Genomic DNA, 19,538 nt, shown 5'->3' on the forward strand with positions numbered 1-19,538 from the left:
GGAGAAATCGATGAACTGGCTGGACGAGATCAAGTGGAGCGCCGATGGCCTGGTTCCGGCCATCGCGCAGGATTACCAAACCGGGCGCATCCTGATGATGGCCTGGATGAACCGCGAAGCGCTGACGCTGACCACGCAGGAAAACCGCGCCATCTACTGGTCGCGCTCACGCGGCAAGCTGTGGCGCAAGGGCGAGGCGTCAGGACACATCCAGAAACTGCATGAGCTGCGCCTGGACTGCGACGCCGACGTGATCGTGCTGATGGTCGAGCAACTGGGCGGCATCGCCTGCCATACCGGTCGGGAAAGCTGCTTCTACCGGGTGTTCGAGAATGGCGAATGGAAAACCGTCGAGCCGGTCCTCAAGGACCCGCACGCCATCTATGCGGAGCACAAGCATGAGTGAAACCTTCGCCCGTCTGGCCGAGGTACTGGAAGCCCGCAAGGGCGCCGAACCGGACAGCTCCTACGTGGCCAGCCTGTACCACAAGGGCCTGAACAAGATTCTGGAAAAGGTTGGCGAGGAGTCGGTGGAAACCATCCTTGCAGCCAAGGATGCCGCCGCCAGCGGCGATGCCCGCGAGCTGATCGGTGAAACCGCAGATCTGTGGTTTCACAGCCTGGTCATGCTGGCCGCGCTGGACCAGCATCCCCAGGCGGTACTGGACGAACTGGACCGCCGCTTCGGCCTTTCCGGGCACGCGGAAAAAGCCGCGCGCCCGCACAACTGATTCATTTTTCGGAGGTAGCACCATGGGTTTCGGTGGAATAAGCGTCTGGCAACTCCTGATCATCCTGCTGATCGTCGTCATGCTGTTCGGCACCAAGCGCCTCAAGGGCCTGGGTTCGGACCTGGGCGATGCGATCAAGGGTTTCCGCAAGTCGATGGGCGCCGATGAGGAAAAGCCCGGTGTCGAAGAGAAGCAGAGCCACACCATCGACGCCGAGGCCCGCAAGGTCGAAGATCCGACCAAGAAGAACTGAGGCATGTTCGATATCGGTTTCACTGAACTGCTCCTGGTCGGGTTGGTGGCCCTGTTCGTACTCGGCCCCGAGCGTCTGCCCGGCGCGGTGCGCACTGCCGGCTTGTGGGTAGGCCGCCTGAAACGCAGTTTCAGCAACATCAAGGCCGAGGTCGAGCGAGAGATCGGCGCCGACGAAATCCGCCGCCAGCTGCATAACGAGCGCATTCTCGACCTTGAGAAGGAGCTGAAGGAGAGCATCATGCCACCCTCCTCCAGCACCACCAAAGCCCCGACCGAATCGACTGAACCGGCCAAACCGACCGAAACGGCCACGCCTGTCGAATCAGCCCCCGCTCCTCGCACGGACAGATCCCCCGAACCATGAGTCACGATACCGGCACCGATCAGGAAATGCCCCTGATCGCTCACCTGACCGAACTGCGCAAGCGTCTACTGCGCTGCGTAGTGGCGATATTGCTGCTGTTCGCCGGCCTGTTCTATTTCTCGCAACAGATCTACGCTCTGGTGGCAGCGCCCCTGCGCACGTACTTGCCGGAAGGCGCGACCATGATCGCCACCGGCGTCGCCTCGCCGTTCCTGACGCCGTTCAAGCTGACCCTGATGGTGTCGCTGTTTCTGTCGATGCCGGTGATCCTGCACCAGATCTGGGGCTTCATCGCTCCGGGTCTGTACAAGCATGAGAAGCGCATCGCCGTACCGCTGCTGATTTCCAGCATCATCCTGTTCTATGCCGGCATGGCATTCGCCTATTTCGTGGTCTTCCCCATCATGTTCGGCTTCTTCGCCAGCGTGACGCCCGAAGGCGTGGCAATGATGACCGATATCGGCCAATACCTGGATTTCGTGCTGACGCTGTTCTTCGCCTTCGGGGTGGCTTTCGAGATTCCGGTGGCAACCTTCCTGCTGATCTGGGTCGGCCTCGTCGATGTGGCGACACTGCGCAAGAGTCGTCCCTACGTGATCGTCGGCTGCTTCGCGATCGGCATGGTGCTGACGCCGCCCGACGTATTCTCGCAGACGCTGCTGGCTGTGCCGATGTGGCTGCTGTTCGAGGCCGGTGTGATCTGCGGCAGCATGATCAGCAAGCGCGAAGCGGAATTTCGCGGCGACGCCGATGAAGACAAGCCCGAGCGCGACCAACCACCCGTCTCGCGTCCGTGAACCTGCTGCTGCTGGAGCCGGCGGATTTCGTTGCCGCCGACCGGGTGCTGCTCGATGGCCGCCGGTTGAAGCACCTGCAGGAAGTCCACCGCGCCGAGGCCGGTGAAACCCTGCGGGTCGGCCTGCTTGGCGGCGAGATGGGCGAAGGCCGACTGCTGCGCCTGGACATGGCGTCTGCCGAGCTGCAGGTCACCTTCGACCAGCCACCACCAGCCAAGCTGCCCATCACCCTGCTGCTGGCCCTGCCGCGCCCGAAGATGCTCCGTCGCGTGCTGCAGACGGTCGCCACCATGGGCGTACCACGGCTGGTGCTGCTCAACAGCTATCGAGTGGAAAAGAGCTTCTGGCAGACGCCCTTTCTGGAGCCAGCAGCGATTCGTGAACAGCTGTTACTCGGCCTTGAACAGGCACGCGACACGGTGCTACCCGAGGTCATCATCGAAAAGCGCTTCAAGCCCTTCGTCGAGGACCGCCTGCCGCAGCTCGCCGCCGGCAGCCTTGGACTGGTCGGTCATCCCGGTGATTTTCCGCACTGCCCACGCGCGGTGGAACGCCCGGTCACCCTGGCCATCGGCCCCGAAGGTGGCTGGATACCCTATGAAGTGGAGAAGCTGAGCGAGGCCGGTCTCACGCCGGTGCAGCTGGGCGAACGCATCCTGCGGGTCGAGACCGCCGTCAGCGCGCTGCTGGCACGGCTTTTCTGAAGAACCCGCCTGGCTGAACAAGCCATCTCGTCAGAACGCGAACCAGTACCGATAAACGTAATGCACGCAATGGATGCGCGCGATGCCTGCGAGCATTACCTGGATCTGGAAAGCGGCGAAATCCGCGCTGTATTTCCGGGGGAATCGCGTCCAGGCGCCGATGAGAAATACGACGTCCAGCTCGACCGTTTCCTGCATATCGAAGCGCTCGACCTGCCGCAGTCCATCGCCATGCGCGAGGCCTTCCTGTTCACCCAGCACGATCCCAACGCCCATGCCGTACTGAGCACCGCTTTGCGCAGTCGCAGGCCTCTGCGCACCTTTGATTTCAAGCTGGAGGATTTTCCCGAAGTGCGCCAGGCCTGGCTCGACTACCAGGCCGTCCAGCTGCGCGAATACGCCATCACCTGGCTGCACGACAACGGGCTGGAGCCTTCCGGACGCTAGACGCTCAGCTTTCCAGCAGAAAGGTCACCGGGCCGTCGTTCTGCAGATGCACCTGCATATCGGCACCAAAGCGACCGCTGGCGACCAAGGCATGCTGCTGCCGCGCCTGGGCCAGCAGATACTCGTAAAGTTCTTCGCCCTGCGCCGGCGATGCGGCACTGGAGAAACTCGGTCGCAACCCACTGCGGGTATCGGCGACCAGGGTGAATTGCGAAACCAGCAGCAGGCCGCCGCCGATATCGCTCAGCGAGCGATTCATCCGCCCCTCGTCGTCGGCAAATACCCGATAGCGCAGCAGCTTGTGCAACAGTTTGTCCGCACGGGCACGGTCATCCTCACGCTCGACGCCGACCAGCACCAACAGCCCCTGATCTATGGCTCCGACGATCTCGCCGGCCACTTCGACCCGCGCCTTCCGCACACGCTGGATCAATGCCTTCATCAGGCATCCTCGGGCGGCAGGTTCAACAGCCGGTGGGCGATACCACTGGCGGCACGCACCAGCGCGTCGCAGATGCCTGGCTCGGTAGCCGAGTGCCCCGCTTCGCGGATGATCTGCAGTTCGCTGCCGGGCCAGGCCTCGTGCAATTGCCAGGCGTTTTCCAGTGGGCAGATAACGTCATAACGGCCATGGACGATGATGGCCGGCAGGTGCGCGATCTTGTGCATGTCGCGCAACAGCTGGTCAGGTTCGAGAAAGCCATCGTTGACGAAGTAGTGGCACTCGATCCGCGCCATGGCCAGCGCCCGGTGAGTATCGGCGAAGCGCTCCGCCACGTCATGGCTGGGCCGTAGCGTGGCGGTCCGCCCTTCCCAGCAGGACCAGGCCTTGGCTGCGTGCATCTGGGCGATCTGGTCGGTGCCGGTCAGACGCTTGTAGAACGCCTGCATCAGGTCGCCGCGCTCTTCCGGCGGAATCGGCGCGATGAAGTCCTGCCAGTAGTCGGGGAACAGGCGGCTGGCGCCCTCCTGATAGAACCAGGAAAACTCGTGCGGGCGGCAAAGGAAGATGCCGCGCAGGATCAGCGCATGCACATGCTCGGGATGCGCCTGGGCATAGGCCAGCGACAGCGTCGAACCCCAGGAGCCACCGAACAGCACCCATTTGTCGATGCCGAGAAATTCGCGGATGCGCTCCATGTCGGCGATCAGATGCGCGGTGGTGTTGTTTTCCAGGCTGGCATGGGGTGTCGAGCGACCGCAGCCGCGCTGATCGAAGGTGATGATGCGGTACAGGTTGGGGTCGAAGAAACGCCGACTCAGGGCATCGCAGCCACCGCCCGGGCCACCATGCACGAACAGCACTGGCAGACCGTCCGGCGAACCGCTTTCGTCGACGTAAAGCACATGCGGCGCTTCGACCGCCAGCTCATGCCGCGCGTAGGGTTTGATCTCCGGATGCAAGGTCTGCATGGCACACTCCAGGTTCTGTGCTGCGGGGTTCAGGCATCATAACGGGGTTCACCGGGTTCGGCATGCCCGTCTGGAAATCAGCCGTGGCGACACCGCTTTCAGGCCGCTTGGCAATGGCTACAGAACGAAGGGGATAAAGCGTTTGCTGCGCCGCATATAGTGGCGATAGTCCTCGCCGAAGTAGGCCAGGCATTCTTCCTCGTCACGTAGCGCCGTCAGCCACAGGAACAACGAGGCGGCCAGCGCCAGCAGCAGGCCGAGCAGCCCCGGCTGCTTGAAGAAGATGCCCCAGGCCAGCAGCAACAGCGAGCAGTACATGGGATGGCGGATGTACCTGAAGATGCCCACGGTCACCAGCTGCGAGGTTTTCTCGAAGGCGAACAGTTCGTCATCCCCGCGCGCCTGATCCGTCTTGCCGACGCGCCGCAGCATGTACAGCCCGGCGATCAGCACGGCGATGGAAGTCTGCAGCAACACCCAGGACACCATCTGGTGCGCGGCATAGCGGTCATCGAACCAGACCGGACCATTGAGCGCCAGCAGTGCAAGGATCGCCTCCCAGGCCAGAAAACGCGGGAAGCCGTGCGAGCGCGGCTGGCGCAACGAGGCACGCGACAGCCAGGCCAGGATCAGCGTACCCAGCAGGAAAAAACCAGCCTGCAGCATCATTAATCTCCTTCGAGCGTTTCAGGCCGTTGAAAAACCACCTGCGTTGGCAATACGTCGTTAAACAGGCTCCTCTTGCCTGCCTCGTCTACGTTTTTCAACAGCCTGGTAGCCCACCATGTGGACGGCACCCTCATGGGGCCATCTGATACACTTCGGCCCGCCAATATTCACGCAGTCTTCACGATGGATCGAACCCAACTGCTCAGCCTGCTGCCGCATCAGGGGCCTGCGCTCTGGCTGGACTGCGTGGTCGAACACGACGCCAGCAGCATCAGCGGCCTGAGCGCCTGGTCCCATCTGCAGCCATTCGGTCCTGACGCCTCGCCCTGCCTGCTGTTCGAGGCGGCGGCGCAATTATGCGGCGCGCATGGTGCCCTATACGGCGACGGAAAATCCATCGAGATGGCGCTGGTGGGCAAGCTGAGCGCGCTGCAACTGCACCACGAACCCGCCGAGCGCAATGGCCCGCTGCTGGTCAGCGCGACCCGGGAAGCGCTCAGCCCGGCCGGCGCGCTCTACGCGTTCAGCATTCACAGCAACGAGCGGCGGCTGCTCGATGGTCGCCTGTTGCTGGTTCTCGTCCATGCTTGAGCTGCATGACCTGAGCTTCCGCTATCCCGACGCCGAACGGCCGGCGCTGGACGGCATCGATCTACGCATCGCCGCAGGCGAATGCGTCGGCCTGCTGGGCAGCAACGGCGCCGGCAAGACCACCCTGCTCTCGCTGATCGCCGGCCTGCGCCAGCCGCAGCAAGGCGAAATCCGCTGGCACGGCGAACCCGGAATCGGCCTAGTGCCGCAGCAACCGGCCTTCTATGCCGAGCTGAGCGTTCGGGAAAACCTTCAGCTGTTCGCCGATCTCTACCGGCTGCGCGGCGCCGAACGTAACACAGGACTGCAGCGCTGCATTCACGCAACCCGCCTCGAACGACTGCTCGGGCAGCGTGCGGCGCGCCTGTCCGGCGGGCAGCAGCGTCGGCTCAATTTCGCCATCGGCCTGCTCCAGCCCGCCGGCCTGTACCTGTTCGACGAGGCCACGGTGGGTGTCGACGCGCACTCGCGCGAGCTGCTGCTCGATGCTGTGCAAACGCTCACCCGCGAGGGCTGCGCGGTGATCTACACCAGCCATTACCTGGACGAGATCGAACGCCTGGCGCAGCGGATCGTCCTCCTCGCCGAAGGCCAGGTGCACCTCGACCTGGACAAGCGCCAGCTGCTCGGCGATGACCACGGCTTGTTGCTGGAATGGCCCGCGGCGCCGCCCAGCGGCTTCGACGCACTGCTCGCGCAATTGCAGCTCGAATGCCTGCCGACCACCCGCGGCTGTCGCATCGAGCGCATCGACAGCGCCCAGCTGGCGCGCCTGTGCCAGTTCATCGCCGACCAGCCGCAGCCGCCCAATCTGCTGCGCTTTGGACGCCCTTCGCTGGAACAGCTCTACCTGCACCTCAGCGGAGGTTCGCTGTGAGGCTCGGAGCATTGGTGCGCAAGGAATTCCTTTTGCTCACGCGCGACTACCATGCGCTGGCGGTACTGTTCCTGATGCCGGCGCTGTTCGTTCTGCTGATGGCCTTCGCCCTGGCCGAGGTCAATCAGGATCGCCTACCGGCGCTGAGCCTCGAACTGGAAATTCCCCAGGCCAGCGAGCAGAGCGCCTTCTTCGCCGCCGCGCTGGGCCAGCAACTGCCCGACGGCCAAATGCTGGATGCCAGCGACCAGCCGCTGCCACGGGTGCGCCTGAGCGCCGACTTCGCCGAGCAGTTGCTGGATACCGAACAGGCCAGCCTGGGCCTGGTCTTTCCCGCCGCCACCGACGCCCTGACCCGCCAGCGCCTGCGCGCGGCAGTACAGGTGGCACTGGCGCAGACACGGCTGATGACCTTCCTGCTCGACAGCGGCGAGCTCGATCCCGACTCGACGCAGGACGAACGGCTGGCGCTGGTCACACAGCGCACCGCAGTGCGCATCGACGAACAGCAACAACTGGCCAGCGGCGCCCTCGCCCAGCGCGCCAACGCCAGCCAGCACAGCGTGCCGGCCTGGCTGATCTTCGGCATGTTCTTCGTCATGCTGCCGATGGCCAACGGATTCCAGCGCGAGCAGCAGAGCGGCGTCCTGCTGCGCCTGCGCTGCCTGGGCGTCAGCATGGGCACCCTGGCGCTGAGCAAGCTGCTGCCGTATCTGGCGATCAACCTGCTGCAGTTCGCCTTGCTGCTGGCCATCGGCGTCTGGGCGCTGCCGCTGCTCGGCTTGCCCGGTCTGCAACTGCCGGGCAGCGTCGCGGCCTATGTGCTGCTGGCCGGTTGCCTGGCGCTGGCGGCCTGCAGTCTGGGACTGGCCATCGCCAGCCTGGCGCGCAGCGGCGAGCAGGCGCTGATGCTCAGCGGCGGCATCAACCTGATTCTCGCCGCCATCGGCGGCATCATGGTGCCCAGGAGCGTGATGCCCGAGGCCATGGCCCGGCTGGCGGAGATTTCACCCATGAGCTGGGCGCTGGACGCCTTCCTGGCGCTGCTGGTCGGCCAGGGCTCGCTTTCCGACGTTGCGCCCTGGTGCGCCCGGCTGCTGCTGTTCGCGGCAATCGTCGGCGCCGCGGCGCTGTTCCTGTTTCTCAAACGACTGAACGACACGCAATGGACGACACACAACTAAAACAGGCGCTCAAGCAGTTGCTGATCCGCGAGTGCGACAAGCAGGACGACATCGACTGGCAGAGCATCGCCGACGACGAGCCGCTGTTCGGCCAGCAGAGCCGCATCCAGATGGACAGCCTCGACGCCCTGCAGGTGTCGCTGGCCCTGCAACAGCATTACGGTGTGCGCATCGAAGGCGCCAAGGATGGCCGGCGCATCCTCAATAGCATCGACAGCATCGCCACGTTCATCCGGCAGGCTTCATGAAGCCGGTCTACCTGCAACGCGCGCAGCTGTGCAGCGCACTGGGCGAAGACCTGCACGCCGCCGCGACGGCCTGCCGGCAAGGCCGGTTGCCGCAGCCGGAATGGTTCGAGTTGCATGAACGCAACGAGCGACGACCCTACCTGGCCGTGGCTGGCGCATCGCTCGCCCTGCGCCAGCGCCTGCACCAGCTGGTCGCCGCCAGCAGCGACGGCGCGCTGGACGACTGCCTGCTGATCCTGGCCTCCACCACCCTGGATATCGTCGCCATCGAGGCGCGGGTGAAAGCCGGCGAGGCGACCGGCAACCCGATGGCCCCGGCACTCGATGCCCTCGCCGAAGAGCTGCGCCAGGAATGGGGTTTCGCCGGCGCCTTCACCCTCAACACCGCCTGCACCAGTGCCGCCAATGCGCTGCTGTATGGCGCGCGGCTGGTGGCCCGCAATCACTATCGCCGCGCCCTGGTGCTGGCCTTCGAGACGCCCAGCGAAGTCACCCGGCAAGGCTTCGGCGTGCTCGAACTGACCAGCCCCAGCGCCGCCTACCGGCCCTTCCATGCCGAACGCGACGGGTTGATTCTCGGCGAAGCCTACGCCAGCGTGATGCTCACCGGCGAACCCGGCCCGGAGCCACTAGCGAAGCTGCTCGGCGGCTTCAGCGCCTGCGACACCAGCAGCCTGACCAACACCGCCGAGGACGGCAGCCATATCGACTGGGTCATGCGCCGCGCCCTGCACAGCGCACGAACCACAACGGCGAAAATCGCCCTGGTCAAGCTGCACGGCACCGCCACCGCCGCCAACGATCAGGCCGAAAGCAACGGCATGCGCCGCACCTTCGCCCACGCACTGCCGCCACTGTGCGTGCTCAAGCCCTATCTGGGGCACACCCTGGGTGCCTGTGGCCTCAGCGAAACCCTGTTGCTGCTGGAAAGCCTGCGCCAGGGCGCGCTGCCGGGCTGCGATTACACCGAGCAGGCGTTGCTGCCGCTGGCCGCCGGGCCGCTGTCGGTGGCCTCCGGCAGCCTGCTGCTGGCCAACTATTTCGGCTTCGGCGGCAACAACGCCAGCCTGGTACTGCAAGGAATTCCAGCATGAAGGTGATCGCCGCCAGCGAGGTTCGCGGTTGCAACCACAGCGACAGCCAGCTCAAGGCCGCCCTCGGTACTTACCTGTCCAGCCCGCCACGACGCACCGATCGCCTGACCCTGCTGGCGCTGCTCGCCGCCGCGCCGCTGAAGGCACACATGCAGGCGGACAGCGGGCTCTATCTCGCCGCCACCTACCCGGCGCGGCAGAACATGTTCGCCCTGCTGGAGAACGTCTGCGCCCAGCAGCGGCTGCCCAAGCCCTTCGAGTTCGTCAACAGCGTCAGCAATGCCGCGGGTTTCCACGTGGCGCAGCAACTGGGGCTGCAGGGGCCGAACCTGTTCATCGGCGCGGGGCCGCAGGTCTGGGGGCACCTGCTCGACCTGGCCGGTAACGACCTGGAGCGGGCACAGGTACGCCAGGCGCTGGTGCTGCTGGTCGAGGAAGATCAGCAGGACGGCTTCAGCGCTCAGGCGCTGGTGCTGGAGCCGGGTGGCGACGCGCTCAGCGCACGGGATTTCTCCGTGCTGAGCGATTCGGTGGAGGTTGTTCGGCTGGAACTGGGGACTGACTCGACATCCGTGTAGGGCCGAACTTGTTCGGCTGGCTTTGTATCCGTGGCCGAATAAATTCGGCCCTACAAGCCCCTGGCCCAACCCGCCAGTCTGGTAGGTCGGGTCACGCCTCACCGACCCGACGACGAACGGTCAGATGCAAGAGATGCCAAGGCATTACACCCGGATGATGTCTCGAACGTTGGATTACGCCTTCGAATTGTCGGGTTACGCCTTCGGCTAATCCGACCTACAACTTCGGCGTGCAAGCCACCCATGCGTGCCCACGCAGGAGCATTGGCACGATCAGTGCCGGATCAGCGCCGCTTGGCCCAGCCGGCCAACCGTCGCACCAGCTCGCGTTCCTGCACCGCGATACCGTCCAGCATCCCGGCAATGGCATTGAAGTCGCCGTCGCCCTGCTTGTTGCGCGACTGGCGCACGCAGGCCGAGGCGAACTGGCGCCAGTCGTCGCCGATGCGGGTCAGTTGCGTGGCCATGTCGTTGAGTGCCGGATCGCCCAGCAGCGTGCCGGATTCCTGCAGGAAGCTGGCGTACATGAAGCGGAAACCCGCGCCGCCGGTGCCGATCTCCTCCTGCATGCGCACGATATGGGTGAGGTAGAGCCGGTTGTATTTCGCCTGGGCCGGATCGAGCTTGCGGATCTGCGCGGCCAGGTGACGGATGCCACGAATGCCGATCCAGGGCAACGGCATGCCGTCGAGGATGCGCGTGGTGGACACCAGGCTCTGGCGCACCAGGCGATCCCAGTCCTGTTCCGGCGGCACATCTTCGAGCCAGTACATCAGCCCCTTGGCGGCCAGCGCACCCTTGGCGAAGCGCGCCTTCTGCAGGTCGGCGCTGGCGCAGCGCACCGGCTCTTCGAAGACCGGGTCGCTGAGCAGGTAGTCGTCGCCATCACGACCGTAGGCCAGCAGGTTGTGCGCGTTGAAGTGAAAGCGCATCTCCGGCGGAAAGTACGGCAGCCAGAACACCGAGCTTTGCAGCCCGGCCAGGCGCCCCTCGGCCAGGGCGCGGTCCAGCGCCAGGCGGCCCTGTTCCGGCTGGCGGAAGGTGGCCGTGTGCAGCCGCGCGCCGAGGCGCTTGCTCAGCGTCCTGATGATGTGTTTCGGCGGCATCCGGTAGGCGATCAGCGGCATGCCGCCGAGCTTGACGATGGGCAGATAGGCGAACGCCAGCCCCGAAGCCAGGCCGAAGGCCATCGGCTCGCTCATGGGCAGGCCGGCATGGGTCAGCAGGTTGGCCATCACCCCGCTTTCGCAGTGGGCGCTCTGGCGGTGCTGGAAGGCGCTCATCGCGGCAACTCCTGCTGGTAGCGGATCAGTTCGACGACGTCCAGGCCGAAGGCCTCGGCGTAGCGCGCCAGCTGCTTGCTAGTCAAACGGCGATAGATGGCTGGGCGGAAATGCCGGCGGATGCGCCACTGCCAGAAGCCGGTGATCTGCGCCAGCGCCGGCTCGTCGAGTCGGTAGCGGTACATCAGGCATTTCAGCGGCGAGGCTTGCCCGCTTTGCCACTCGGCCAGGGCCTGGGCTTCCTGCTCTTCCAGCTGCGCCACGGCCAGTTGCGTGGCGTAGGACTCGGGCTCCCAGCCAGCGCTCTGGGTACCCCGGTAGCGGCCCTGTTCGTCCACGGCGTAGAGCAGCTTGCTGTGGCCGCCGTAGCTGCTGTCGGGGTCCTGCGGGACCTCGTCAAGCCTCATCGGGCCGGACCACGGTCATGTGCAGGAAGGCGCTGGAGAAGCGGCCACTTTCCGGCACGTAGCCCAGCAGGCGCTGGCCGGCACGGAGCTGGCCGCTGTGGAACAGCTCGTCGAGCATGATGAAGAAGGAGGCTGCGCCGGTATTGCCCTTGCGCGTCAGGTTGGTGAACCAGCGCTGCTGGGGAATGGCGAAGTCGATGCGGGCCAGGCCTTCGGCCAGACGGTCGCGGAAGAACTCCGAGGAATAGTGCGGCAGGAACCAGTCGATGTCCTCGGCGCGCATCTCGCGGCGGCGGCGGATGCGTTGCAGCGCCTCCTCGACGGTGACCTGGACGATGTTCTCGTTGAGCAGCTTGACGTCCTGCTTGATGGCCATCACCGAGCGGCGGTTGCGTTCCTCGACATCCATGCGGCTCCAGCCGACCAGGCGCTCGCCCTGCCTGTCCGCGCCGCCGTACATGCAGGCCGGAAAGCGGTCGGCGAAGGACAGAATGTCGATCCAGTCGATGCGCAGGCTCAGGCCCTCGGGGTTGGGGCGGTCTTCCAGCCAGACCGCACCGGCGCCGTCGGAGAGCATCCAGCGCAGGAAATCCTTCTCGAAGGCCAGTTCGGGGCGACGCTCCAGCTCTTCGGCGGCGCTGTCGATCTCGGCGCTGAAGTTGCGCGCCTGCATCAGCGCCGAGGCGACTTCCGACCCGCAGGCCACAGCGTTGCGGCTCTCGCCGCTGGCCACGTTGAGCCAGGCGTATTTCAGCGCGCTGACGCCGCACAGGCAGATGCCCGCGGTGGTCACCACCTCGCAGGGCGGATTGCCCAGTTCGCCATGCACCATCACCGCATGGCCGGGCAGGGTCTGGTCCGGCGAGGAGGTGGCGGCCACCAGGCACTGCAGCTCCGCAAGCTCGGCGGGGCTGGCCAGGCCGCGAACGGCCTCGGCGGACAGCTGCGCGTTGGTCATGCTCGGCTCGCCGGTGGCCGGATCGATCACGTAGTGGCGCTGGCGAATGCCATTGCGGCGCAGGACGATGGAACGCGCCCGCGAAGGACGGTCGCCGACCTGACCGAGGCGTGCTTCCATCTGCTCGTTGTCCACCGGGTCGTGCGGCAGGCAGGCGCTGATGCGATTGATGTAGACGGGCTTGGCCACGGGACGGTCCTCGAAACGTTATTCGCCGGACGGCGCGGCAAAATAGGCTTTTTCCCGCTGGATCCGGGCGCGGGTCAGGGGGCTAAGCAGCTTTTTCAGCAATGCGGTGACCGGCACCACGGTGAGGATCAGGCTCAGCAGAAAGACGATATAGACGATCAGCCCGGCACGTCGGCGCAGGCTGTGCTGCGGGCCGAGCGCCGCCAGCAGCGTGCCCCAAGCCTTGAAACTGCGGGTGCCGACGCGCTCGCTGGCGATCAGTTTTTCATCGATGCGCACCGCGCCCAGGCCGCGCAGCATCGGCTGTTCGATGGGGCCGTCTTGCGCCAGGCGCTCGCCGATGGCCACGCCGAAGCGCTGCGCACCGGCGATCTCGGCCTCGCTGATGCCCGCCTTGGGCAGCCAGGCGAAGGGTTGCTGGTGACCGGTGAACATCCACAGCGGCGTGGCCAGGAAACTCGCCGCGCTGCCGCATGCGTCGGTCAGCACGATGTTGTCCAGCAGCCGCGCACCCAGCGCATCGAGGCGTGCCTTGAGCTTTTCCTGGGCCATCAGCCACATGTTGCGGCAGCCGATCAGCGTCACCACCGGCGTACCCCGCAGCAGCCGCGCCGCTTCCGGCGAGGCGAGGAAGCTGGTGATGGGCCGCGACGGCGAGAGGAACCAGACCTGGTACGCGAGGATCACCAGGTCGTAGCGCTTGTTCGCATCCACCTGCAGCGGCTGCAGTGGTTCGTGTCGCATCAGCACGGTTTCGGGGAAGATGCTGAAAAAGGTGAGGAACGGCCAGGGAAAGGGATAAGGTGTGGCCGGTTGCACGGCGAGGAAGTCCAGCTGCACATCGTCACGCGCCAGCAGCGGCGCACAGACGGACTGCACCAGCCGGCCGAGCTGCCCCGTTTGCGAATAGTGAACGACCAATACCTGGCGCATCGAAACTTCAGTCCCCGAAAATGGTCGCGATTATGCCACAGCATGTAAATCAGAATGTAACGCGCACATGGCTCTTTGCCGGCCTTGTGACGACCGGCGTGGCTGCGGCGCAGGCGGCGGATATTCGGTTGCAGGTCGAGAATGTCGCCCAAGGCGTGCTGCATGCCGAGCTGCATTCGGCCGACGCGACGCGCTGGGACGCGCCCTTGCAGCGGATGAGCGGTTCTCGGGAGGCGCTCGTTTTCCACGATGTCCCGCCCGGACGCTATGCGGTGCAACTGTTCGTCGACGTGAACGCCAATGGCCGGCTCGACCTCACGCCCCGAGGCCTGCCAACCGAGCCGGTGGGATTCTCCAGCAACCCGCGCCTGTTCAAGGGCAAACCCGCACCCTCGGGTTGTGCCTTCGAACATGGCGAGGCCCCTAGCCTGGTGTCGATCGAACTGCGCCAGCGGGGTGCCGCCCAGCGCGCTGCGGACGAAACGGAGCGGTAATCAGCGAGCCTCGCCGCGCCAGATCAGCTCGTCGGTGTCGTAGCCACGCCTGTGCGCCTCGTCGAGCAGACGTTCGCGCGTCGCCGGGTCGATCCGCTCCTCGCGCGACAGCAGCCAGAGGTAGTCGCGATCCGGACTGCCGACCAGCGCGACGCTGTAGTCGTCATCCAGATAGAGCACCCAGTAATGGCCCTTGCTCAGGCCGGGGAAAAGAGTGCTGAACCAGTTGTCGAAGCGCACCCAGAGCTTGTCGGTGCGGCCCGGCTGCTGCGGCACCGCCTCGCCCCTGGCTTCCTTCCACTCGCCGCTTGCCGTTTCGCAGCGGTTGACCACCTCGACGCGGCCCTCGTCCTGCAGCCGGTAACGCGCCTCGGCGCGAACGCAGTCACGCTGGAAGAACATCGGCAGCCGCGCCTGTTCGTACCAGGTGCCCTGATAGCGCTGCAGATCGACGTCACCTACCGTCCGTGGCGCATCGACGGCGTTGGAGCTGGCGCACCCGGCCAGCAATAAGGCACTGAACAGAGCTACTGCGATACGCATGGTTCTCTCTCCTGTCTCGAGACGCTGACTTATTTCAGGCCCTGGCCGGAAAACATCATGACCTTGTCCCCGGCGAACTGAATGCTGATGAAGCGGTTCTTCTGCCCCCAGGTACAGCTGGACATGCCCAGCGCCCCGGCACATTCGCCCGGCTTGCCGAGCAGTTCTTCCACCTGCTGGCGCGACATGCCGGCTTCCAGCTTGGCGAAGTTTTCCTGGGTGACGGGATTGCAACCCGCGATGGCCAGCAGTCCGGCCAGCAGCCCGAAATAACGCAACGACATGGTTCACCCCCAAAGCAGCATTCGCAGTATAGGTAAGCCTCATACATAGGCTGGCTAGTGCTGGACTACCTTCAGACCTCCCCCATCGCCCTTTGTCGCGGTACCTGGCAGGGGTGTCAGCGCCCCGGCTGCGGGCGAAAACCCGGTATCGCACCGGGACGATCCATTCGGGTGGCGGGCATCGTGCAGTTGAGATCGCGAAACGGCTGATCGCTGAGACGTTCCCAGCCATGTCCAGGCGGGGTCTGCCGGCAGATGACCGTGCCATCGGTCTTGCTTTGCCACTGGTAATAGGGCGCCGGGGCGGCGCTCGCCAGCAGCGGCACTGTCAGGCTGAACGCGAAAAGCAGCACACGCATGGTCGGGCTTCGCTGGAAAGGACGGGACTACTGTAGCGCCATCGGCAGGTTGCACAAGCACCACCCGGCGCCCGCTCCCGGTCCTCGGCGACACCGCGCCACCCCCATGAGCGCAATATTGCCCATATCGAAGACCCCATAAGCGGTTTTCCGCCGATCAGCCTTCATCTTTCTTGTACGAACCCGTCTGGATGGGTGAGTTGAGGCTGGCACGGCTTCTGCAGAGCATAAGCACTCGATGCGATACTAACGACAAGAAGATTGCAGCGATAAACCCGCCTTGCGGGATGCTTCCAGCACCAACGCTGCCCTGCTTGTCCACTCGGTCGCTACCTGCACGCCGAGGCAATCGTCTATCGTGATGCTGCGTCATCCAATAAAAACGAAACGGAGATCCACCATGAGACTGACCAAAAGCCTGGGCCTGCTCGCTGCAGCAGCGGCGTTCACCGCCAGTACGGCAGCTGTAGCCGCACCGACCTTCATCAACATCCTCACTGGCGGCACCAGCGGCGTTTACTACCCCATCGGCGTGGCCCTGTCGCAGCAGTACAACAAGATCGATGGCGCCAGGACTTCCGTTCAGGCCACCAAGGCCTCGGTAGAAAACCTCAACCTGCTGCAAGCGGGTCGTGGCGAGCTGGCCTTCTCCCTGGGCGACTCGGTGGACGATGCCTGGAACGGCGTCGAAGATGCCGGCTTCAAGGCACCCCTCAAGCGTCTGCGCGCCATCGCGGCGACCTACCCGAACTACATCCACATCGTTGCCAGCAAGGAATCCGGGATCAAGACCCTGGAAGACCTGAAGGGCAAGCGCATCTCCGTCGGCGCGCCGAAATCCGGTACCGAGCTCAACGCCCGCGCGATCTTCAAGGCCGCCGGCCTGACCTACGAGGATATGGGTCGCGTGGAGTTCATGCCCTATGCCGAATCGGTCGAACTGATCAAGAACCGCCAGCTGGATGCCACCCTGCAGTCCTCGGGCCTGGGCATGGCCGCGATCCGCGACCTGGCTGCCATGGTCCCGATCACCTTCGTGGCGGTACCCGAGGACGTGGTGACCAAGATCGGCAGCGCCGCCTACCAGCCGAAGATGATTCCGGCAGGCACCTATGACGGTCAGGACGCCGACGTTCCGACCGCTGCCATCACCAATATCCTGGTCAGCCACGAGAAGGTTTCCGACGAGGTCGCCTACCAGATGACCAAGCGCATCTTCGAGAACCTCGATCACCTGTCCAGCGCACACTCGGCAGCCAAGGACATCAAGCTGGAAACCGCCACCGAAGGCCTGCCGATCCCGCTGCATCCGGGCGCCGAGCGCTACTACAAGGAAGCCGGCGTGCTCAAGTAGCGGCAAGCTGCAAGCCGTGTAGGTCGGATTAGCCGAAGGCGTAATCCGACGGGCAAGGTACTGCCTTTCACAGTGTCTGCTCATTCGCTCGTCGGGTCGGTGAAACGTGACCCGACCTACAGGCTTCGGAGCTTGAAACAACGCAGTGTTCAGGCATCAGCGACGGGCATCGAACCCCGCACTGACGGCTTGAAACTTGAAGCTCACAGCTTGAAGCTGTTTTTTCAGAGAGCCATCCCATGAGCGAGACCCAAGGGCTGCACAGCAGTCCCAGCGAATGGCCGAAGACGTTGTTCTACGTCGCCCTGCTGTTTTCCACGTACCAGATCATCACTGCCGCCTTCCACCCGGTATCCAGCCAGGTGCTACGCGCGGGCCACGTCGGCTTCCTGCTGCTGATGGTGTTTCTCTGCTACCCGGCCAAAGGTAATGGCCGCCCCTGGCAGCCACTGGCCTGGCTGCTCGGCCTGGCCGGCATGGCGACGGCTTTCTATCAATGGTATTTCGAGGGCGACCTGGTTCAGCGCTCGGGTGACCTGACCGGCACCGACATGATCATCGGCATCATCCTGATCGTGCTGGTGTTCGAGGCCGGGCGCCGGGTGATGGGTATCGCACTGCCGACCATCTGCGCGATCTTCCTCGCCTACGGCCTGCTCGGCGAGTACCTGCCGGGCGACTTCGCCCATCGCGGCTATGGCTTCGATCAGATCGTCAACCAGCTGTCGTTCGGCACCGAAGGCTTCTACGGCACGCCGACCTATGTCTCGGCGACCTATATCTTCCTCTTCATCCTGTTCGGCTCCTTCCTCGAGCAGGCCGGGATGATCAAGCTGTTCACCGACTTCGCCATGGGCATGTTCGGCCACAAGACCGGTGGCCCGGCCAAAGTATCGGTGGTGTCATCCGCGCTGATGGGCACCATCACCGGCTCCGGCGTGGCCAACGTGGTTACCACCGGCCAGTTCACCATTCCGCTGATGAAGCGCTTCGGCTACCGTCCGGCCTTCGCCGGCGCAGTGGAGGCCACGGCCAGCATGGGCGGGCAGATCATGCCGCCGGTGATGGGCGCGGTAGCCTTCATCATGGCCGAAACCATCAACGTGCCGTACGTCGAGGTGGCCAAGGCGGCGCTGATCCCGGCGATGCTGTACTTCTTCGCGGTGTTCTGGATCGTGCACCTGGAAGCCCGCAGCAAGAACCTCAAGGGCCTGCCGAAGGACCAGTGCCCGAGCGCCTGGGGTTCAGTCAAGGAGCGCTGGTATCTGCTGATCCCGCTGTTCGTGCTGGTCTACCTGCTGTTCTCCGGCCGCACGCCGATGTTCTCCGGCACCGTGGGCCTGGCACTGACCGCCATCGTCATCCTCGGCTCGGCGATCATCCTCAAGGCCAGCAGCTTCTGGCTGCGCGGCGCCTTCTGGATCGCGCTGGGCGTACTCTGCGCCGGCTTCTTCCAGCTCGGCATCGGGGTGATCTTCGGCGTCATCGGCGCACTGGTAGCGGTCTGCTGGTTCATCCAGGGCGGTCGCGAGACTCTTCGCGCCTGCCTGTTCGCCCTGGTGGAAGGCGCGCGCCATGCAGTGCCGGTGGGCATCGCCTGCGTGCTGGTGGGGGTGATCATCGGCATCGTCTCGCTGACCGGCATCGCCAGCACCTTCGCCGGCTACATCCTGGCCATCGGCGAGAACAACCTGTTCCTCTCGCTGGTGCTGACCATGATCACCTGCCTGGTGCTGGGCATGGGCATCCCGACCATTCCCAACTACATCATCACCAGCGCCATCGCCGCCCCGGCACTGGAGCAGCTGGGTGTGCCGCTGATCGTCTCGCACATGTTCGTCTTCTACTTCGGGCTGATGGCCGACCTGACGCCGCCGGTGGCGCTGGCCTGCTTCGCCGCGGCGCCGATCGCACGGGAAAACGGCTTCAAGATCAGCCTCTGGGCGATCCGCATCGCCGCCGCCGGCTTCGTCGTGCCGTTCATGGCGGTCTACGACCCGGCGCTGATGATGCAGGGCGACAGCTGGCTGGCCACGGGGTACATGGTGGTCAAGACGGTCTTCGCGGTGTGCCTGTGGGGCATGGCGGTGACCGGCCACCTGAGCCTGCGCATGCCGATCTGGGAACGCCTGTGGGCCTTCGCCGCTGGCGTCGCGCTGATCCTGGCGCTGCCGATCAGCGATGAAATCGGCTTCGTACTGGGCATCGCCCTGATCGCCCAGCACCTCTGGCGCGCCCGTCGTGCCGAGCCGGCGGTGGCGTGATCGGGCTCTGCCTGGGGTTGGCGGGCGTGGTGTGGGCGCAGCTGCCCACACCATCCTTCACCCTGGCCTGGAACCATACGATCGAAAAGATCCGCTGGGAAGAAGACTACCGCGTGACGCCGGACGGCCTGCTGCTCGGCGAAGCGCGGATCAAGGGCAGCGGCGCCGGAATGGATGCCCCGGACGACGCCGAACTGCGCGACGGCAGCTGGCACTACCGGCGCCAGCTGCCACCGATGCAGCCACTGCGCGTGGGGCGCACCCCCGAAGCCGGGGATTACCAGTTGTGCTTCGAAGGTACATGCCACGCGCTGAGCGAATGGCTCGGCCCGCCGACGGCGGAGCGGCCTGCGCTGGAGCTGTGGAGCTGCGCATCGGATCGATAAAGCGCGACCCGACCTTGTATCTCGACTGCAGCCTTTCAGGAGGCGATAGTCCCCGGCTGATCATCGGGGGAGAGAGTGCAAGTAGTACCCGCCCTTAAGCTTCGAGCTTGTGACGTAGATAACGCTGCACTC

General features: G+C 64.9%; 27 protein-coding genes. 17 read left to right on the forward strand and 10 right to left on the reverse strand.

Annotated elements, in window-relative coordinates; genetic code table 11:
* Positions 1–10: 10 nt before the first annotated feature.
* Genes hisI through G7020_RS14745 form a run of 7 tightly spaced genes read left to right on the forward strand, consistent with a single transcriptional unit; the run spans position 11 to position 3,298 of the window.
* Complete coding sequence (hisI, locus tag G7020_RS14715; RefSeq protein ID WP_181085709.1) at positions 11–406, forward strand: phosphoribosyl-AMP cyclohydrolase; 396 nt, start codon at positions 11–13, stop codon at positions 404–406.
* The gene (locus tag G7020_RS14720) at positions 399–731 is read left to right on the forward strand and encodes a phosphoribosyl-ATP diphosphatase (protein WP_181085711.1); all 333 of its coding nucleotides are present in this window, start codon (positions 399–401) and stop codon (positions 729–731) included. The genes hisI and G7020_RS14720 overlap by 8 nt, the downstream gene beginning before the upstream one ends.
* 22 nt (positions 732–753) lie before the next feature.
* On the forward strand, positions 754–984 hold the full coding sequence (tatA, locus tag G7020_RS14725; RefSeq protein ID WP_181085713.1) for a twin-arginine translocase TatA/TatE family subunit: 231 nt from the start codon (positions 754–756) through the stop codon (positions 982–984).
* 3 nt (positions 985–987) lie between these two features.
* The gene (gene tatB / locus G7020_RS14730) at positions 988–1,350 is read left to right on the forward strand and encodes a Sec-independent protein translocase protein TatB (protein ID WP_181085715.1); all 363 of its coding nucleotides are present in this window, start codon (positions 988–990) and stop codon (positions 1,348–1,350) included.
* Positions 1,347–2,147 (forward strand): twin-arginine translocase subunit TatC, encoded by an 801-nt coding sequence (gene tatC, locus G7020_RS14735; RefSeq protein ID WP_181085717.1) that lies wholly within the window; start codon positions 1,347–1,349, stop codon positions 2,145–2,147. Before tatB ends, tatC begins: the two co-directional genes overlap by 4 nt.
* On the forward strand, positions 2,144–2,851 hold the full coding sequence (locus G7020_RS14740) for a 16S rRNA (uracil(1498)-N(3))-methyltransferase (RefSeq protein WP_181085719.1): 708 nt from the start codon (positions 2,144–2,146) through the stop codon (positions 2,849–2,851). The genes tatC and G7020_RS14740 overlap by 4 nt, the downstream gene beginning before the upstream one ends.
* Positions 2,852–2,911: 60 nt before the next feature.
* Entirely contained in the window at positions 2,912–3,298 is a 387-nt protein-coding gene (locus tag G7020_RS14745) for a UPF0158 family protein (protein WP_181085721.1), read from the forward strand.
* 4 nt (positions 3,299–3,302) lie between these two features.
* Here G7020_RS14745 and dtd read toward each other — a convergent pair whose 3' ends face one another.
* The 3 genes from dtd to G7020_RS14760 all read right to left on the reverse strand — a co-directional run bounded on the left by dtd (position 3,303) and on the right by G7020_RS14760 (position 5,380).
* The gene (dtd, locus tag G7020_RS14750) at positions 3,303–3,740 is read right to left on the reverse strand and encodes a D-aminoacyl-tRNA deacylase (RefSeq protein ID WP_181085723.1); all 438 of its coding nucleotides are present in this window, start codon (positions 3,738–3,740) and stop codon (positions 3,303–3,305) included.
* Entirely contained in the window at positions 3,740–4,711 is a 972-nt protein-coding gene (gene pip, locus G7020_RS14755) for a prolyl aminopeptidase (RefSeq protein ID WP_181085724.1), read from the reverse strand. Before pip ends, dtd begins: the two co-directional genes overlap by 1 nt.
* A gap of 117 nt (positions 4,712–4,828) precedes the next feature.
* Complete coding sequence (locus G7020_RS14760) at positions 4,829–5,380, reverse strand: methyltransferase family protein (RefSeq protein ID WP_181085726.1); 552 nt, start codon at positions 5,378–5,380, stop codon at positions 4,829–4,831.
* A 183-nt stretch (positions 5,381–5,563) separates the two neighbouring features.
* Between G7020_RS14760 and G7020_RS14765 the strand changes: the two genes are divergently transcribed.
* Genes G7020_RS14765 through G7020_RS14790 form a run of 6 tightly spaced genes read left to right on the forward strand, consistent with a single transcriptional unit; the run spans position 5,564 to position 9,952 of the window.
* Positions 5,564–5,971: a beta-hydroxyacyl-ACP dehydratase gene (locus G7020_RS14765; protein WP_181085727.1), complete on the forward strand. Its 408-nt coding sequence runs from the start codon at positions 5,564–5,566 to the stop codon at positions 5,969–5,971.
* On the forward strand, positions 5,964–6,848 hold the full coding sequence (locus G7020_RS14770) for an ABC transporter ATP-binding protein (RefSeq protein ID WP_181085729.1): 885 nt from the start codon (positions 5,964–5,966) through the stop codon (positions 6,846–6,848). The genes G7020_RS14765 and G7020_RS14770 overlap by 8 nt, the downstream gene beginning before the upstream one ends.
* A gap of 14 nt (positions 6,849–6,862) precedes the next feature.
* Positions 6,863–8,032, forward strand: coding sequence for an ABC transporter permease (locus G7020_RS14775; RefSeq protein WP_336509724.1), 1,170 nt, complete (start codon positions 6,863–6,865; stop codon positions 8,030–8,032).
* Positions 8,014–8,280, forward strand: a complete 267-nt coding sequence (locus tag G7020_RS14780) for an acyl carrier protein (protein ID WP_181085733.1) — start codon at positions 8,014–8,016, stop codon at positions 8,278–8,280. Before G7020_RS14775 ends, G7020_RS14780 begins: the two co-directional genes overlap by 19 nt.
* Complete coding sequence (locus G7020_RS14785) at positions 8,277–9,374, forward strand: beta-ketoacyl synthase N-terminal-like domain-containing protein (RefSeq protein ID WP_181085735.1); 1,098 nt, start codon at positions 8,277–8,279, stop codon at positions 9,372–9,374. Before G7020_RS14780 ends, G7020_RS14785 begins: the two co-directional genes overlap by 4 nt.
* Positions 9,371–9,952 carry a hypothetical protein gene (locus tag G7020_RS14790; protein WP_181085737.1) on the forward strand — a complete coding sequence of 194 codons (582 nt, stop codon included), beginning with the start codon at positions 9,371–9,373 and terminating at the stop codon, positions 9,950–9,952. The genes G7020_RS14785 and G7020_RS14790 overlap by 4 nt, the downstream gene beginning before the upstream one ends.
* A gap of 284 nt (positions 9,953–10,236) precedes the next feature.
* Here G7020_RS14790 and G7020_RS14795 read toward each other — a convergent pair whose 3' ends face one another.
* The 4 genes from G7020_RS14795 to G7020_RS14810 are packed head-to-tail and all read right to left on the reverse strand — an operon-like array spanning position 10,237 to position 13,722.
* Positions 10,237–11,235 (reverse strand): BtrH N-terminal domain-containing protein, encoded by a 999-nt coding sequence (locus G7020_RS14795; RefSeq protein WP_181085739.1) that lies wholly within the window; start codon positions 11,233–11,235, stop codon positions 10,237–10,239.
* On the reverse strand, positions 11,232–11,642 hold the full coding sequence (locus tag G7020_RS14800; RefSeq protein ID WP_181085741.1) for a hypothetical protein: 411 nt from the start codon (positions 11,640–11,642) through the stop codon (positions 11,232–11,234). Before G7020_RS14800 ends, G7020_RS14795 begins: the two co-directional genes overlap by 4 nt.
* Entirely contained in the window at positions 11,632–12,789 is a 1,158-nt protein-coding gene (locus tag G7020_RS14805) for a beta-ketoacyl-ACP synthase III (RefSeq protein WP_181085743.1), read from the reverse strand. Before G7020_RS14805 ends, G7020_RS14800 begins: the two co-directional genes overlap by 11 nt.
* 18 nt (positions 12,790–12,807) lie before the next feature.
* Positions 12,808–13,722, reverse strand: coding sequence for a dialkylrecorsinol condensing enzyme (locus G7020_RS14810; protein ID WP_181085745.1), 915 nt, complete (start codon positions 13,720–13,722; stop codon positions 12,808–12,810).
* A 32-nt stretch (positions 13,723–13,754) separates the two neighbouring features.
* Here G7020_RS14810 and G7020_RS14815 point away from each other — a divergent pair, with 32 nt between their 5' ends.
* Positions 13,755–14,216 (forward strand): DUF2141 domain-containing protein, encoded by a 462-nt coding sequence (locus G7020_RS14815; RefSeq protein ID WP_258189358.1) that lies wholly within the window; start codon positions 13,755–13,757, stop codon positions 14,214–14,216.
* Here G7020_RS14815 and G7020_RS14820 read toward each other — a convergent pair whose 3' ends face one another.
* From G7020_RS14820 to G7020_RS14830, 3 genes are all read right to left on the reverse strand, one after another.
* A complete protein-coding gene (locus tag G7020_RS14820; RefSeq protein ID WP_181085747.1) occupies positions 14,217–14,759 on the reverse strand; it encodes a lipocalin family protein in 543 nt (180 codons plus the stop codon).
* A gap of 29 nt (positions 14,760–14,788) precedes the next feature.
* Positions 14,789–15,043 carry an outer membrane protein assembly factor BamE domain-containing protein gene (gene bamE / locus G7020_RS14825; RefSeq protein WP_181085749.1) on the reverse strand — a complete coding sequence of 85 codons (255 nt, stop codon included), beginning with the start codon at positions 15,041–15,043 and terminating at the stop codon, positions 14,789–14,791.
* A gap of 116 nt (positions 15,044–15,159) precedes the next feature.
* Positions 15,160–15,402, reverse strand: coding sequence for a hypothetical protein (locus G7020_RS14830; protein ID WP_181085751.1), 243 nt, complete (start codon positions 15,400–15,402; stop codon positions 15,160–15,162).
* A gap of 400 nt (positions 15,403–15,802) precedes the next feature.
* Between G7020_RS14830 and G7020_RS14835 the strand changes: the two genes are divergently transcribed.
* From G7020_RS14835 to G7020_RS14845, 3 genes are all read left to right on the forward strand, one after another.
* The gene (locus tag G7020_RS14835) at positions 15,803–16,756 is read left to right on the forward strand and encodes a TAXI family TRAP transporter solute-binding subunit (RefSeq protein ID WP_181085753.1); all 954 of its coding nucleotides are present in this window, start codon (positions 15,803–15,805) and stop codon (positions 16,754–16,756) included.
* Between the two features lie 239 nt (positions 16,757–16,995).
* Positions 16,996–19,020 carry a TRAP transporter permease gene (locus G7020_RS14840; RefSeq protein ID WP_181085755.1) on the forward strand — a complete coding sequence of 675 codons (2,025 nt, stop codon included), beginning with the start codon at positions 16,996–16,998 and terminating at the stop codon, positions 19,018–19,020.
* Positions 19,017–19,406 carry a DUF1850 domain-containing protein gene (locus tag G7020_RS14845; protein ID WP_181085757.1) on the forward strand — a complete coding sequence of 130 codons (390 nt, stop codon included), beginning with the start codon at positions 19,017–19,019 and terminating at the stop codon, positions 19,404–19,406. Before G7020_RS14840 ends, G7020_RS14845 begins: the two co-directional genes overlap by 4 nt.
* The last annotated feature ends 132 nt before the right edge of the window (positions 19,407–19,538 follow it).

This window comes from Stutzerimonas stutzeri (assembly GCF_013522825.1).
GTDB classification, from domain to species: Bacteria; Pseudomonadota; Gammaproteobacteria; order Pseudomonadales; family Pseudomonadaceae; genus Stutzerimonas; species Stutzerimonas stutzeri_AK.